Origin of the sequence: Sphingobacterium sp. DR205 (assembly GCF_011064245.1) — a bacterium.
Classification (GTDB): Bacteria; Bacteroidota; Bacteroidia; order Sphingobacteriales; family Sphingobacteriaceae; genus Sphingobacterium; species Sphingobacterium athyrii.
The window spans coordinates 4,357,479-4,373,337 of record NZ_CP049333.1 but is presented as its reverse complement, the minus strand read 5'-3'; the positions used below and the strand labels follow the sequence as shown (position 1 = coordinate 4,373,337).

General features: G+C 38.2%; 16 protein-coding genes. 13 read left to right on the top strand and 3 right to left on the bottom strand.

Annotated elements, in window-relative coordinates; translation table 11 throughout:
- Window positions 1-5: 5 nt before the first annotated feature.
- From G6053_RS19065 to G6053_RS19055, 3 genes are all read left to right on the top strand, one after another.
- Entirely contained in the window at window positions 6-743 is a 738-nt protein-coding gene (locus tag G6053_RS19065) for a LytTR family DNA-binding domain-containing protein (RefSeq protein ID WP_108633381.1), read from the top strand.
- Between the two features lie 352 nt (window positions 744-1,095).
- On the top strand, window positions 1,096-1,842 hold the full coding sequence (locus G6053_RS19060) for a nucleotidyltransferase domain-containing protein (RefSeq protein WP_146191004.1): 747 nt from the start codon (window positions 1,096-1,098) through the stop codon (window positions 1,840-1,842).
- The gene (locus tag G6053_RS19055) at window positions 1,839-2,906 is read left to right on the top strand and encodes a nucleotidyltransferase domain-containing protein (RefSeq protein WP_108633383.1); all 1,068 of its coding nucleotides are present in this window, start codon (window positions 1,839-1,841) and stop codon (window positions 2,904-2,906) included. Before G6053_RS19060 ends, G6053_RS19055 begins: the two co-directional genes overlap by 4 nt.
- Before the next feature lie 401 nt (window positions 2,907-3,307).
- Here G6053_RS19055 and G6053_RS19050 read toward each other — a convergent pair whose 3' ends face one another.
- Window positions 3,308-3,910: a hypothetical protein gene (locus G6053_RS19050; RefSeq protein WP_108633385.1), complete on the bottom strand. Its 603-nt coding sequence runs from the start codon at window positions 3,908-3,910 to the stop codon at window positions 3,308-3,310.
- Window positions 3,911-4,203: 293 nt separating this feature from the next.
- Between G6053_RS19050 and G6053_RS19045 the strand changes: the two genes are divergently transcribed.
- From G6053_RS19045 to G6053_RS19020, 6 genes are all read left to right on the top strand, one after another.
- Window positions 4,204-4,794, top strand: coding sequence for a TetR/AcrR family transcriptional regulator (locus tag G6053_RS19045; RefSeq protein ID WP_108633386.1), 591 nt, complete (start codon window positions 4,204-4,206; stop codon window positions 4,792-4,794).
- Window positions 4,795-4,855: 61 nt separating this feature from the next.
- Window positions 4,856-5,947, top strand: coding sequence for an alkene reductase (locus G6053_RS19040; RefSeq protein WP_108633387.1), 1,092 nt, complete (start codon window positions 4,856-4,858; stop codon window positions 5,945-5,947).
- A 49-nt stretch (window positions 5,948-5,996) separates the two neighbouring features.
- A complete protein-coding gene (locus tag G6053_RS19035; protein ID WP_108633388.1) occupies window positions 5,997-6,725 on the top strand; it encodes an SDR family NAD(P)-dependent oxidoreductase in 729 nt (242 codons plus the stop codon).
- 161 nt (window positions 6,726-6,886) lie between these two features.
- A complete protein-coding gene (locus tag G6053_RS19030) occupies window positions 6,887-7,888 on the top strand; it encodes an NADP-dependent oxidoreductase (protein ID WP_108633389.1) in 1,002 nt (333 codons plus the stop codon).
- 126 nt (window positions 7,889-8,014) lie between these two features.
- Window positions 8,015-8,917 carry an AraC family transcriptional regulator gene (locus G6053_RS19025; protein ID WP_108633390.1) on the top strand — a complete coding sequence of 301 codons (903 nt, stop codon included), beginning with the start codon at window positions 8,015-8,017 and terminating at the stop codon, window positions 8,915-8,917.
- Window positions 8,918-9,039: 122 nt separating this feature from the next.
- Entirely contained in the window at window positions 9,040-9,771 is a 732-nt protein-coding gene (locus tag G6053_RS19020) for an SDR family oxidoreductase (protein ID WP_108633391.1), read from the top strand.
- A gap of 157 nt (window positions 9,772-9,928) precedes the next feature.
- On the opposite strand, the gene G6053_RS19015 is transcribed toward G6053_RS19020, so the two are convergent.
- Complete coding sequence (locus tag G6053_RS19015; protein ID WP_108633392.1) at window positions 9,929-10,633, bottom strand: TetR/AcrR family transcriptional regulator; 705 nt, start codon at window positions 10,631-10,633, stop codon at window positions 9,929-9,931.
- A 522-nt stretch (window positions 10,634-11,155) separates the two neighbouring features.
- On the opposite strand from G6053_RS19015, the gene G6053_RS19010 reads away from it, so the two are divergent.
- Entirely contained in the window at window positions 11,156-12,208 is a 1,053-nt protein-coding gene (locus tag G6053_RS19010) for a DUF5694 domain-containing protein (protein ID WP_108633393.1), read from the top strand.
- Between the two features lie 116 nt (window positions 12,209-12,324).
- Window positions 12,325-12,483: a hypothetical protein gene (locus G6053_RS19005; protein ID WP_165307913.1), complete on the top strand. Its 159-nt coding sequence runs from the start codon at window positions 12,325-12,327 to the stop codon at window positions 12,481-12,483.
- A 65-nt stretch (window positions 12,484-12,548) separates the two neighbouring features.
- On the opposite strand, the gene G6053_RS19000 is transcribed toward G6053_RS19005, so the two are convergent.
- The gene (locus G6053_RS19000) at window positions 12,549-12,914 is read right to left on the bottom strand and encodes a helix-turn-helix domain-containing protein (protein ID WP_108633394.1); all 366 of its coding nucleotides are present in this window, start codon (window positions 12,912-12,914) and stop codon (window positions 12,549-12,551) included.
- Between the two features lie 94 nt (window positions 12,915-13,008).
- Between G6053_RS19000 and G6053_RS18995 the strand changes: the two genes are divergently transcribed.
- Together G6053_RS18995 and G6053_RS18990 are read left to right on the top strand one after the other, a co-directional pair.
- Window positions 13,009-14,250 carry a serine hydrolase domain-containing protein gene (locus G6053_RS18995; RefSeq protein ID WP_206531774.1) on the top strand — a complete coding sequence of 414 codons (1,242 nt, stop codon included), beginning with the start codon at window positions 13,009-13,011 and terminating at the stop codon, window positions 14,248-14,250.
- Between the two features lie 52 nt (window positions 14,251-14,302).
- Entirely contained in the window at window positions 14,303-15,484 is a 1,182-nt protein-coding gene (locus G6053_RS18990) for an MFS transporter (RefSeq protein WP_108633396.1), read from the top strand.
- Window positions 15,485-15,859 lie beyond the last annotated feature (375 nt).

The following is a 15,859-nucleotide window of genomic DNA, read 5'->3' as shown; positions in this document are numbered from 1 at the left end:
ACACTATGTATAAAACTATTCTTGTAGAAGATGAATATTACCTGAGAGAAGCATTAACGATTTTATTGGAAATGGTAGCACCAGAAAAAATACAGGTCATCGGTTATGCTGAAAATGCTGAAGAAGCGGTCAAACTGATCGATCGGCTAAAGCCTGATCTGGTGTTTATGGATATCATCTTAAAACGAGGGACAGGTTTTGATGTGCTTAACCAGGTTACCTACAAAGCGTTCCAGTTGATTTTTACTACGGCTTATGAGGAGCATGCCATTCGTGCTTTTAAGTTTAATGCGCTAGATTATTTGCTGAAACCTATTGACTCCGAAGAACTCAAAGGGGCAATAGATCGGTTGGTGGACCGGAAAGCACTGAAAGAATTAGATGCCCATTTACAGCAACTCGCTACAGATTACAAAAAAACACCCGATAGGATTGTATTACCTACCCAAGAAGCTATGCATGTAGTCAAGGTGGATGATATTCTGCGATGTGAAACCTCAGGTTCTTACACCACATTTATGCTGGTGGATGGCAAGAAGATCATTGTTTCCAAGCCGCTCAAACACTATGAAGATATCCTTACTCTCCCTCAATTTATGCGCATACATCAGTCCCATATGATTAATATGAAATACGTAGTCAGCTATTCAAGAGAGGGTATTGTACACATAGAAGATGGAAGTTCAATACCCATATCGCGGTCCAATAAAGAAATATTTTTTAAACACATGAAGCCGTCATAAGTTAAAATGGGTGGCTACAACCGTGGAAATTTAAATCAGGATTTTAGATGCGAAAAGTACTTTGTATAATTTTAAAGGATTTCCAGGAATACAAAAAAATGTTGTAAGATCTATTTAGGACTAAGGGTTAAATCTGTAAAGTTTTTTTGGACGATACGAATCACAAATCTACGCTACGCAATCTATCTGCGTACTTTTATATTCCTGTGTAAGCTTCATTTTTTTTGAGAAAATTATCTTGCTGATAATAAGTGATCTACTGGTGTTTTTATTCTCTTTTTTTAATGCGCAAAAAGGCTTCAGTATCGTAATCAATCTTTGTGTTAATGAAAATTTAAAAAAGCACGAAGAAATGAAAGCACATATCATCAAGAAGCTAATGGAGATAGAAGCGAGCGAAGGAGTACGTATACTTTTCGCCTGTGAATCAGGAAGTCGGGGTTGGGGATTTCCGTCAATCGACAGTGATTACGACGTTCGGTTTATTTATATAAGAAAAGCGGAGGACTACACCCGCTTGTTTCCGCTGCCTACCGAAATGCGGTTTCCGATAATCGATGACCTTGATATCGCAGGATGGGATCTGTTTAAAGTACTCACATTACTGTATAAGAGTAATGTCAGTCCATTTGAATGGATCCAGTCACCAGTGGTCTATCACGAGTTTAACGGATTCAAAATAAGTTTTAGGACAATGATGGAAAATTATTTTGATGCACGTAGGCACGTCCATCATTATTTAGGGATCGTCCGCAGTAAACTAGGAGATCTTCAACTGGAAACGATGAAGCTCAAAAGCTTATTTTATATCCTAAGATCTTTACTTGCAGCAGACTGGAGTATGACCTATCGCAGTTATGCGCCCATGACATTGGCAGAACTATCCGTAGTATTGCCTGATGTTGTTATGAACGAAGTTATGGAATTGCGCCAGTTGAAGAGCCAAGTCGATGAAGGGTTTATATACAGCTGTTCAGCGACCATAAGGAGCTACATTGAAACAAGGCTAATAGATTTAGAGAATCAAGTAAAACAGGTTCCCGTGTCTATATCGGATAAAGAAGGACTGGAGAAATACTTTAAAATTCTATTAAGATGACTATAAACGAACTTCGAAAGAACGGGCTGATCCTGTTTGAGGCTGTTGTCGGCAGCCGGGCATATGGATTGGCCACAGCATCTTCCGACACCGATATCAGGGGGGTATTTTATCTGCCCCTGGAATATTACTTGGGCGGTCAATATATTGCCCAGGTGGCTAATGCCAGCAATGATGAAGTTTATTATGAGCTTGGGCGTTTCGTAGAACTCCTTTCAAAGAGTAATCCTAATATCATGGAGCTTTTGGCTAGTCCTGCCGATTGCATAGTATATAAAGATCCACTAGTTGATCAATTTAAAATGCAGGATTTTATCACGCGAGAGGCAGCTATGACTTTTGCGCAATACGCCATGGTACAGGTGCGGAAGGCAAAAGGATTGAATAAGAAAATCAACAATCCAATGGATCGTGAACGTAAAAGTTTGCTGGATTTCTGCTTTATCATAGCTGGTCACGGAAGTTTATCGTTGAAAGAATGGTTAAGCAGCCGGCAGTGGAAACAGGAAAACTGTGGTTTAGCAAAGATTGAACATGCAAAGGGAATGTATACTCTGTATTATGATCAGAGCCAGACTCTAGGTTACAAAGGTGTCGTGGCTACACTGGAGAGTAATGAGGTTTCTTGCAGTTCTATCCCCAGGGAAGAAACACTTTGTGCGTACCTCTTTGTTAATCACGAAGCTTATTCATCTTATTGCAAGGCCTATAATGAATATTTTAGTTGGGTGTCGGCACGCAATGAAGCGCGCTTTGAGGGGACAATGAATCATGGCCAGGGCTATGACGCCAAAAATATGATGCATACCATACGTCTATTGCAACAGGCAAAAGAGATTTTGTCGAAAAGGGAACTACAGATACAACGTCCCAATAGGGTAGAACTCCTGCGCATCAAGAATGGCGCCTGTAGCTATGATGAACTTTTTGACTGGTCGCACGAGCTCTTTGAGGAAATTCGAGAACTCTGCTTGCACAGTTTACTTCCGGTAGCGCCAGATCAGGTTAAGCTAAGGCAGCAATTGGTGGACATACGTACGCAGCTGTATCATGTCAAACTTTAATTTCTTATGCAAGGGTTTAGTCCTTTGTTAATGGTAAAAATCTTTTGAACAACTTTTTTGAACAAATTAAGAATTAAGTAAGCCTCGTTTTTCGAGAAATCATTGTGGCTTTCATCTTGCAATGTGATAAATTGATCAGTAGCCTTTAATAGTTTTAAGAGCTTAACAAAGGAACCATAATAGACCGCTGTATCCCTGTTGCCGTGAAAAATAATCACAGGACATTTTACTTTCTTTAGGAAAAAGGCATTATCAAAACTATAGGGAATATTGGTGGTGTCCAGTTCAGGAGCCACATCATTTGTCCAGTCTTTTTATATCCGGCAAAATAGCATTGGTGTGCCTGACCAGGTTCAAATTGAAAGGTCGAGTTTGAAGAGCTCGACCTTTTTTTGTAAGTGTTAAATATAATCTTTGCTAACCTTAAATTTTGAGTTACCTTGGCTATCGAAAATTACTGTACCGCACTCCTCGCAGGTATCATCAGTAAGTGATTCGCCCATTTTCAACTGCCAAACATTCATACTACCACAGCTACAGTACACCGTGTAAAGAACTTCTCCGGTTTGGCTTCCCCAGGGTCTGAAATTCCAAAAGTTATCACCTGCTTTTTTGATTCGTTTACTGTTCTCCTTTTCAATAACAGCTACGTAATAGCTATCGTTACCTAAATCAAGTAGCACTATTTCAAAACTTTTATTTTTAAGCTCATCATTTGATGCTTTCAGAAGGGCGGGAACGAAATCTCCGGGTGTAACGGCCTGCTCATTTGCCATCTGATAAGCTGGAGTAAAATCCATCGACGCCTCCGAGCCAAATGCTATTGCCCGGTCTTGTAAGAAGCTGCCAATCTCATTTAAATAGGACTCTCCCTTCCAGTCTATCTGTAATAGGATTCGATTATCCAGTAAATAATTCAGCATATCATCATCGCTAAATTTTTCGGCAGGCAAGTTTTGCTGTTCCTCAGCTGATATAATGTAAGAAAATGCAGTTGTTTTCATTGTTTAATTAAAGGATTGTTCAATTTACTTATTTTTCTGCTTATTTCATCGTTTTCATCGACGCATCAAATTTTTTATATTAAATAATCGATAGACGAATTTACTTCCTCATTTGCAACAACCAAAGGCTTTATCTCCGCTCTTGGAAAATCCAATGTACCCACAAGTTCCGGAAAGAGGAAATTCAACTTCTCATCATTCAGAATGCGCTATGTTAAAATATACTAAAAAGTATATTTTACTTGTTTTTGAAATATACTTTTTAGTATATTTGCAAAGTAAATTAAAAGACGATGTTAACAAAAGCAGAAAAAACGAAGTTATTTATCCTAGAGACAGCAAGCCCGCTTTATAATGAGAAGGGGATTTCTGGCGTAAGCATAGATGAGGTTTTGGAAGCGACCAAATTAACAAAGGGTTGTATTTATGGACATTTTAACGGAAAAGATGATCTATCCGAACAGGTAGTGGACTTTTCATTAAAAAAAATGTCACAAAAGCTGGCGGGTGTTGTTTCCCAGGGTAAAACCGCAAAAGAAAAGATTTTTTTATATCTCGATTTTCATAAGAACCCAATCGATACCTATATCGCTGGTGGCTGCCCGATTTTTAATACCGCTGTTGAAGCAGATGATCATTTTCCGTCTATTAAAAATAAAGTTGCAACAGTTCTAGAAACAGGAATGCAGGGGCTTTCAATTATTTTAAAGGATGGTATTGCTAATGGTGAGTTTTCAAAAGAACTCAATGCGGATGTTTTTGCTTTTAAAATAATGTCAGCAGTGGAAGGAGGAATTGTCATTAGCAGAACAATAGATTCTAAAAAATTGATGATCGAACTTATAAAAGATCTTAAGAAAGAATTAGAGCACTATTCGCTGTAATTTTTTTTAATATAAAATATACTAAAAAGTATATTTTGGAGAAATGAATTAAAAATAAGATATGAGTAACAAATTATTTGAAAGCTACGAGCTTAGCGGAAAAACACTCAATAACAGAATGGTAATGGCTCCTATGACAAGAGCCCGTTCCGCTAATTGGGGTAATGTTGCAACAGAGCTGACAGCAACTTATTACGCACAGCGTGCAACAGCCGGACTTATCATTACCGAAGGTACGTTTATCAGTGAGGAAGGAATCGGGTTTATTAACGTTCCTGGTATATATACAGATAAACAAGTAGAAGGTTGGAAGCTAGTGACCAAAGCAGTTCACGAAAAACAAGGCAATATCTTTGCACAGTTGTGGCATACAGGAGCGTATTCACATCCTGATCTGCATGAAGGAAGATTACCATTGGCTCCTTCAGATTTTAATCCTGAGCAGAAAGCTTTTACAGCTGAAGGTTTTAAGCCTACAGTTACCCCCCAACCAATGACGGTTGAAGATATCAGGAGAACGGTTGAGGATTTTAAACAAGGGGCTATCAATGCGATTGCGGCAGGTTTTGATGGGGTAGAGTTACATGGAGCAAATGGCTATCTTTTACAACAATTCTTTAGCAAAAATTCTAATTATAGAACCGATGAATACGGAGGCTCAGCTGAAAATCGTGCCAGAATTCTTTTTGAAATATTAGAGGCCATCAAAGAAACTGTTGATCTCAAAAAAGTAGGTGTCCGTCTTAATCCGTCTCTAAATGGAATCATGGGGATTTCTGTAGATGATGAAACCATTGCAACATATGACTATATCGTTACCAGATTAAATGATTACGGTTTAGCTTATATTCATCTAATAGAGCCTTTTACAGATGTCACAGGTAATGACAATGCCATTCAGGAAGTGGCAAAACATTTTCGGAAAATTTATAACGGCACTATTATTATCAATCGTGCTTTTAACAAAGAGACAGCAACACAGGTTTTGGAAAATAACGATGCAGATTTGGTTTCTTTTGGAGTTCCGTTTATTGCCAATCCGGATTTGGTCGAGCGATTTAAAACTGATTCAGCTCTTAACGCTCCAGATCAAGAAACCTTCTATACACCGGGAGAAAAGGGGTATACAGATTATCCTTTTCTTAACCAATAAATTATTACAAAAACAAAGTATCATACAATATTAAATAAATTCAATCAAAATGAAAACTACAGGAAATACCATATTTATCAGTGGCGGAAGTGCCGGAATAGGATTGGCAATTGCTAAAAAATTAAATGAGGCTGGGAATAAAATCATTATCAACGGGCGTAGCGAAGAACGTCTTCAAAAAGCTTTAGTGGAGTTGAAAGATGCAGTAGCAATTCAAGGTGATTTATCAGTGGAAGCAGACAGAATTCGTATTGCAGAAGACTTGAAAACGAATCATGCTGATGTTAATATTATCATCAACAATGCCGGAGCAGCTTTTGGATATCTATTGAGTGAAACCACCAATGCACACGAAAAAGCATTGATTGAAATGAACACCAACTATTTTGCAATCATCCATTTTACAGAATTAATGATTCCACACTTGTTAGGAAAAGAAGAATCTGCCGTAGTGAATGTATCATCCATAGCGGTATTTGGAAGTCATAAATTCTTACCAACTTATGGAGCGACTAAAGCAGCGTTACATAGTTATACAACTGCTTTAAGAAAAACTTATGAAGAGCAGAAAAACCTTCAGATCTATGAAGTTTATCCTCCATTGGTCAATACAGAATTTTCTGCTGAAATAGGTGGAGCGGCAGGAATTGAGCCAAGTGAAGTAGCGGATGAGCTATTGATTGGATTAGAAACTAACCTATTTGATATTCCGGTAGGAGATACCAAGATCTATGCAGATGCAATCGGTGAAGCTATGTCTAAATTAGCGCATGCATAAGAATTGGTAGTCGGTGTTACTCCGTTAAATTTGGGTATCCCGAGTGATAAATATTTACAGGGGGCTATTTATTTTCCTTAACCGAATTGCGCCGGATAAAGCCTATCAATTGGTTAATAAGAAAGAGCATTACCAATCTATCCAATAAAAACAAATTTTTTATGAAAGCATTTGTAGTTCAAAATTATGGTAAAAAAGAGGATCTCACACTCCGTGAGGTTAGCAGGCCGATTATAGGGGAGGCTGAGGTCCTGGTTGAAATCTATTCAGCAGGAATCAATCAATTGGATACTAAAATCCTATCTGGTGAGTTTAAACAGATATTACCGTATAAAACACCATTTATTCTGGGGCATGATTTGGCTGGTACTGTCATTGAAACAGGTTCAAAAGTTACAAAGTTTAAAATTGGAGATGAGGTGTATGGCCGTCCTTCCGACCATCACATCGGAACCTTTGCTGAATATTTAGCAGTCGGAGAAAAAGATCTGGCTTTAAAACCAAACAACCTTTCCATGGACGAAACAGCAGGTGTTCCCCTTGTGGCTCTGACCGCTTGGCAAGCTTTGGTAGAAATAGGGAAAGTAAAGAAAGGACAAAAAATATTTATACAGGCAGGATCCGGAGGAGTTGGTATTGTTGCCATTCAGTTGGCAAAATATTTAGGTGCTACTGTTGCCACTACAGCTGGAAAAGCAAGCTTTCCAATGCTTAAGGAATTAGGTGCTGATGTTTTAATTGACTATAAAACGCAGGATTTTGAAGCCGTTTTGAAAGATTATGATTTGGTCTTGAACAGCCAAGATAGCAAAACGCTTGATAAGTCGCTGAATGTGTTAAAAAAAGGAGGTAAGGTAATCTCTATATCCGGTCCGCCCACACCCGAATTTGCAAAGGAAATCCATGCATCTTGGCTTATCAAGATGATACTATCACTTATAAGTTTAGGCGTTAGAAGGAAAGCCAACAAAAAGGGGGTTAGTTATCAGTTTTTATTTATGAAATCCAGTGGCGAACAGCTTGAGCAAATTACAAAACTTATTGAAGATGGAATTATTAAAACCATAGTAGATAAGACTTATCCTTTCTCCCATACCAATGAAGCATTGAATTATGTGGCAACTGGAAGAGCAAAGGGAAAGGTTGTGGTGAAAATAAAATAGCATGGCTTACCACATCTTTACTACGTTGTTTATACGGAGCCTATATATCTCATTTTGGTCCATAGTTTCTTTATTTCGCAAGAGGAGATATACAAAGTCATGGACAAATTTTAACTATTATTGTATATGAAAATTTCTGATGAAATCTCGCCTAAAACATTTCAAGGCAATGGTGTGGAAAGAGGTAGACAAACAAGTGACTTAGATGAATTTCATATAGTTGACATCGGTGCAATAGACAGCACTTTGTTTCCATTGGAATATAGCCGTAAAATATTTTATACGGCCACCTTACTTCAGGGTAATTATATACTTGAATTTGAGGACCGGAACATTGAGATCTTCGGAAATTCTTTACTTTTCACTACTAACAAAATACCTTTTGGCATACACGCTATCGATGGTTATAAAGGACTTAGCTGCGTATTTAAAGAAGAATTCATCACCAAATCGAACAGTGGCTATCGTTTGCTTGAATTACCGATCTATAAGCCGGGGAGACAGAATATCTATTTTCTTACAGAAGCGCAGGCCAGAAATTTTATCACTATCTATACTAAGATAGATAACGAATCAAAAGCTGACAGCGACTTTAAATTCAATCTTTTACGAAACTATCTGCTTGAAATCATTTTCAATGCCCAAAAGCTCGAAGCTGCCAGCTCATTTGTGAAAACAAATAGTACGGCTGAGGTTATAGCTTGCTCTTTTATCAGATTGTTAGAATCACAATTCCCCATAGATTCGCCACAGGACATTATAAAATTAAGAACCTCAAAAGATTTTGCGGATGAACTTGCTCTCCATCCGAATTACCTCAATCGACAGGTAAAATTATCTAGAGGTAGAACGGTAAGTGATATTATCGCAGCACGACTTGTACAAGAAGCGAAAATTCTATTAAAGCTAACCAATTGGCAAATTGCTGAAATTTCATACGTACTAGGTTTCGAAGAGCCTTCTCACTTCAATCTTTTTTTTAAAAAACATGCTAATGCTTCTCCTACGCAATACAGGAAGCTAAAATAAGAAAAATTTGTTCGCAGTGAGACAGCATTGTAAGTTTGATTTTAGTAAGGATTGGTTTTAATTATACTAACTCCGATTATACCTTCGGTTCTACCTTTGCATAGTAATTTAAAAGATTTTATATGACAAAGATAGCATTAGTAACAGGAGCCAATAAAGGGATTGGTTTTGAAACAGCCAAAAAATTAGCACAACAGAACATCAAGGTTTTATTAGGGGCAAGAAATGAAAATGAAGGTAAAAGGGCAGAAGAGACACTTCGAAGCCTTTCACTAGATGTGACTTACATAAAACTGGATGTCAGTTGTTCGGCTGATATAGAAAATGTCAGAAATCTTATTGAAAATAATTATGGTTCATTGGATATTCTGATCAATAATGCAGCTGTATTTTTGGACAGCTCTTGGTTTGGAAATAACATTGAAACTGTTCCAATACAAACCCTTCGAAATACTTTTGATATCAATTATTTTGGTACAGTGGAGCTAACCCAGTCATTATTGCCGTTGATTAAAAAAAGCAAGGCTGGGCGTATTGTCAACATCAGTAGTGTTTCCGGTTCCTTCGCAGCCCATTTGGATGAATCCCATTGGATTTATACTCTGAAGCCTTATGCATACAGTGCTTCAAAAACAGCTCTTAACCAGTTTACAGTATTTTTAGCCAATGCACTTCGTGAGACCAATATAAAAGTTAATGCAGCGAGTCCGGGATGGGTACAGACTTCAATAGGCTCAGAGCAGGCTCCACTTACCCCAGAAGAAGGCGCTAAGACGGGTGTTTCATTAGCTTTGTTGGATGAGGATGGACCAACTGGAACATTTTCCCAGGCCGGCGAGCCTTTGCCCTGGTAAGAAAACTTGGTATTTCAATTATTTTTGAACTATTTTATTTTAAACCTTATTAAAAAAAAATGACGACTAATTAGTAGTCATTTTTCGATAGTAGTGTTTTCTTAGGAAAGTACTACTATTTTTTATGGATTCGGACTGAGATGGCGTAGTAATAATTCTATTGTTTCCACTTTTCTAAAGTCTCATTAGCCTCATATAAATTGATGACTTTTTTCTGGGCAGCTATAATAGCCGCTTGGTGTGCAATGGTTTCCTTTTGCTTTTTGATCTCTCGCGCTAGCAAGCTCATTTTATTATGTGAGATATCTTTATTTGTCAGATTATCTATAACGGATTGCTTAAGGCTGGTGAGACTTTTATGTGCCTTACCTAGACGAGATAAAATAGGGAACATTGCCAAAATGTTTAAAATTTCAATCGACTTATCCTGCGGGTTTTGGGTAGTTACAAATTGATTTTTAGTTATTCCTTCTTCAATGACGGAAGTAAGCCAATCAGCAAGAAAATCGTAAAATTTACCTACTTCCAATTTGATATTAGTATCTATATTATTCATATCTGAGGAAACAGAAACAATGGGACACATCTGTCCTTTATTAGCTAAATCCACATAAAAGTCGATCAGTAGGGAAAGCTTTTCCTGTGGATTCTTCTCCGATATGGCTTCAAATAAAGCGGCTTGTATATTTTGAGAATAATGTATTATTTCGACGATTAGGTCTGATTTGGTGGGGAAATAATAATGTATCGAAGAAGTTTTAATTCCGATTGCGTTTGCAATATCATGGAAACTGAATGCATTAAAACCAATGTTAGATAACATCTCTGCTGCTGTATTGACTATTTTCTCTTTTGTTGTCATAATCTATCTACTAGTAGGTAGATAAATATAGGGTTTTTTATTGCAAATAGATTAGCTGAATTTAATTTTGTTAAGGTCGTATTGTATGATCAATGTTTTATCTTCGAAGGCAGATTTTAACGATTCAAAGGTTTTAAAAATGCTGTAACCTAAATTAAAGCCAAAGGAATTCCAGGATTAATCATTGAACCGTTATGGGAAATTCTGTTGCCGTTGCACGGGCAAAATAACAACTGAGCAAGATAAAGCCTATGCGCATCGTTTTCGGAATTAAAGAAGAATCGCAAATGACATTTCTATTAACCCAAGTACTGTGGCTGAATTTGGAAGGTTAAAGCTTCGAATTAAGGATTATAAAGAAGATCCGAATGACTATGGCCTATGCGGTAAACTGTACGAATTTATTTGTATTTTTAATCCTGTAGGCACAGTGCCTGAGAGTGAATTTGTAAACCGTAATACCAAGTGTGTAGCTGAATAAGGAAACACCCAATAAATGAACTAAACAAGAAGGCACAAAATATGAAGTATATTTTTTATTTATTTTTTTTAATCTCGATCAACGCCAAAGCACAGGATATTGAGGTTTTATTGATAGGTGTTTCCCATGATTATAGTAAATATCCAACCCAGGATTTTTCCAGCATCCATCAAAAAATCAGAAAATTTAAACCTGACGCATTTTTTGGCGAGTTCTTGAGTAAAGAAGATGAGCGGTTGGTGATGGATTATTGGTGCAAGCAACCGAATATCAAACGGCTAAAAAAATTAAGGAGCAATCGCCCTATAAAAGAAGTATTACTGCGGCATACTATTGACAGTTTGAAGAAACGATCCAATCAGCAACCCAGTGATTATCGTGTAAGAGCCGATTTAGCGCATGCCTATTATCTTGATCAAGATGTGGCAAATGGGCATTATCAGTTTTGGCAAGTTTATAATCTACTGAAGCATCACCCTGATACTGAACTTGAAAACTATATAGAAAAATTGCTGAGCCCTAAGGTAGATACCACCGGGCGAAGTATGAAAAGGTTAAAAACTTCTGAATATGCTTATATAGCCTTCCCTATGATGCAAGAGCTAGGCATCGAGGAACTGATGTCCATGGATTGTCAGGACTATGATCTGAATTGGCAAGCATCTTGGGGAGCATTTGACGCAAGGTTTGTCTTGTTCAGGAAAGATATGGCTGACTCCTCTAAAAATTATTTGAAATCAGCTTTGACAGCTATTGACAATGGTTTTGAGAAATATGCCAAAATCGAAAAGTCTTCAAATACGATAACGGAATGGTTGAACACCGACGAGGCGGCCGGGATTTCTGCCTCGGGAGATTTTTACTTGCCCATTATGTATAACATGAATGGCTTTCCAAAAGAAGAAATGCTGTCAAAAATACATTGGTGGATCATGAGAAATGAGGGCATGTGCCATAATGTTGTCAACAGGGCTAAGATGGTAGGGGCTAAAAGAGTCGTAGTCATTGCTGGGGCCAATCATAGAAAGTACATGCAGGACATTTTCAAAACGATGCAAGCTGTAAAAGTGAGAAACATCAATGAAGTTGACTAGATCGTATCTGAAAACATTTTTCGGGGACACCGATGGCAATAAATCAGATTGCAAAATGAAATTGCTCAGAAAATGAAACTTGCCATCAAAGACAATGAAGACTGGTTCTCAAAGTAATGAAGGAATTGAAACCGGGCGAGCCTATCCCATATCACAAAAATCTGGGTATCAGCGAAGCGGAATATGCCGCTTTTATCCAGTTTTCTCAATCTGTCAAAATAGAAGCTGTGGGCAAGTTTGTGGAAAATTACAATGACAAACAATACCATGAATAACTGCACTAGATTCCTTGTCAACCTTAAAGAAAATCTGATTAGAAAAATCGATGAAAGATAAATCCCTATTGTTGCACAACAATCTTTTTGTGCTTCTTACCCCACTGGCTTAGTTTCGCCCATATAGGTATAAGTTCTTTGGCAATTATTGTCAATTCATAATCTACCCTTGGTGGTACTTCGGCATGAACAGTTCTTTTAACCAAACCGTCCTTTTCCAGTTCACGAAGCTGGAGCGTCAGCATACGTTCCGTTATTCCATTGATCTGATTACGAAGTTCACTGAAACGCAATTTCCCGTTTTCGAGCTTGCAAAGAATAAGCAATTTCCACCGACCACCTACTTTACAAACTGCATATGTCAAATCACAGCTTTCAACGATAAAACTTTCGTTCAACATATTGGTTGAGTTTTCCTTTCTTTTTCCCATTACTTACAAATTTGTTAGTACCATACAAATAGCTGTATACTATGCGAATTTAGTTATTACCGGGTAATTTTGTGTGTTCAATTCAAATAAATTAATGATGTACAGACAAATTTTAACTTTCATCGCCAGCCAGGTCATATTGACCAGTTCGGCACAAATACCTTTATTAGAAAAAAGAGTAGATGACTTATCCAATCGGTTAATTGCAAACAAGGAAGTTGCAGGAGGTAATGTTTTGCTGATTAAGGACGGCAAAACAGTGTACAATAAAGCCTTTGGTTATGCGGATGTGGCAACCAAACAACCCATGCAGACCAACCATATTTTCCGTATCGCATCACAGACCAAGGCCATCACGAGCATAGGGGTGATGATGCTTTGGGAAGAGGGGAAATTCCTCCTGGACGACCCTATTTCCAAATACATCCCGGCGTTCAAAACTCCGAACGTGCTGGACAAATTCAATCCTATCGACAGTAGCTACACGACTGTTCCTGCACAAAGGGAAATCACCATCCGTGATTTGTTGAGGCATACTTCAGGTATCGGCTATCCATCAATTACAGACGACAGCAGGATACAAGCCATATACAAAAAATCGGGAGTTTTATCAGGAATAGGCAGTAAGGCTCTGTTGAAAAATCAGATAGAAATATTGGCGAAAATGCCATTGCTGCACCAGCCCGGCGATCAATTTACATACGGATTGAATACCGATTTATTAGGCTTCCTCATACAGGTGGTAAGTGGCTTGCCGTTGGATGAGTTTTTCCATAAAAGGATTTTCGAGCCTTTGGAAATGAACGATACACACTTTACCATTCCACTGTCAAAAGCCAACAGGCTGGTTTCCATTTCAGAAAAAACAACTAAAGGCTTTGAAAAAGTCAATCATCCTATCTACGGAAACAGTCCTGTCAATTATCCCTTGGAGAAGGGCATTGTGTTGTCTGGAGGAGCTGGATTGAGTTCCACTACAGAAGATTATGCCAAGTTTCTGCAAATGTTGTTAAGCAAAGGTATTTATAAAGGGAAAAAGTTTTTAAGTTCAAAAACCATTGCGTTAATAACCACAAACCAACTTTCTGATAATACCATTTCTAAAGGAGACCCCGATTTTCGTTTTGGCCTCGGTTTTTGGCTAGTAACGGATGAAAACAAATTTATCCACTCTGCCAATGTCGGAACATTTTTCTGGGGCGGTGCATTTAACACACATTATTGGGTAGACCCAAAGGAAAATATTATTGGATTGGTTTTTACGCAGGAATATTTGCCGGCTTCCTATTGGGATTTGGGAACATTGTACAAAAACGTGGTTTATTCTTCCCTTTAGAATCCGGCATCAATGAATTATACAGAGAATTTTTAAAAAAGACTTTTAACAAATGAAAAAATACGCATATATAGGAGCATTGGGTTTTTTAGCGGTCATTACAACAGAATTTGGCATCATCGGTATTTTGCCACAGGTAGCGGAACATTACCATATCAGCATTGATAAAGCAGGGTATTTGTTAAGTGCTTTTGCTTTGGTAATTGCTCTTACGGGACCTTTTATGACCTTGCTGGCATCAGGGTTTGACCGTAAGAAAGTGATGCTGACGGCTATCTTTATTTTTCTTGTTACGGGAGTTGTATCTTCATTTTCACCGCCCTTTTGGTTGTTGATGCTTGTGAGGATATTGCCTGCATTTTTACAGCCTGTTTATATCGCAACAGCTTTATCCGTAGCGGTTTCGCAGGGCAATAAACAGAACGAGAACGAATTGATGAGTATCGTATTCAGCGGTGTTGCCATTGCAATGGTAACGACCGTTCCGTTCGCCACTTATATAGCCAGCCTTTTCTCTTGGGAATATTCGTTTATGGTGCAGGCAATTATCAGCGTTGTGGCTTTGCTGGCCATCTACTTTGTATTGCCACCTATGCCTGTAAAAGAAAAAAAATCCTATGGGAGCCAGTTGAAAATATTGACCAAACCAACCTTCATAGTCAGCACTGCGATGAATTTCTTTATGATTTCGGCGTGGTTTTCCACCTATAGCTACTTTGCCGATTATCTGAATAAAGCAAAAGGTATGGACAGCACAATGGTCAGTTATATGTTGTTTGTATTTGGCATTATCGGTGTGCTTGCCAACTGGGTGGCAGGCAAAATGCTGAACAAAAACATAACCTCTACAGCCTTATTTTTTCTTTCAGGGACAATCATAGTGCCTATACTATTGCATTTTTCGGGAGGAAATACCGTTGCAACGATTGTTGTAATCGCCTTATGGGGCTTTCTGTATTCGCCAAGCTTTTTGAATGCCTCTACCTATATGATTTCCTCAGCACCAGAAGCAATGGAGTTTGCGAATAGCCTGGCCACTTCATTTGGAAACCTGGGCGTAACCGTGGGAACGACCGTGGGAGGTTGGATAATTGTTTCTAAAGGCGTGCAGTTCACGCCTTGGATAACCATTGTATTTGGTGTACTGGCTTTTACAATGATACTTTTACGCCAATACGTGGAAAGAAAGGAATTGCTGCGGGTAGATCCAACGAATGTTGGAATACAACCATAGAAATAACTGCTGATCTCCCCCCCCCCCCCCGGAAATTCCCATTTCAAAGGAAATTTCATCGAAGCAGATCACTGGCAAATCAGTATTTTATTAGCGTGTTCTATTATCGCACAGGTTGCTTGCAGCATGATTTAAAGGTAATGATTTAAAGCTACCCTTATCAGTTTAACACAAGCTGTTCAATCTTTCATCATATTGTACGGCCTTGCTGTGCATTGCCAGCATCTTGTTTTGTGTGGGGAATAGGCCTAATTCTGTTTATCTTTCCAATAGTAAGTCAGCCTGACTCGATGCGTATTGTCTGAAAAGATTAAATCCAGCTGAGCATCTTGGATTTGCAGTCCCGCTTTTTTAAAAAGTGATTGTTCACCTCTG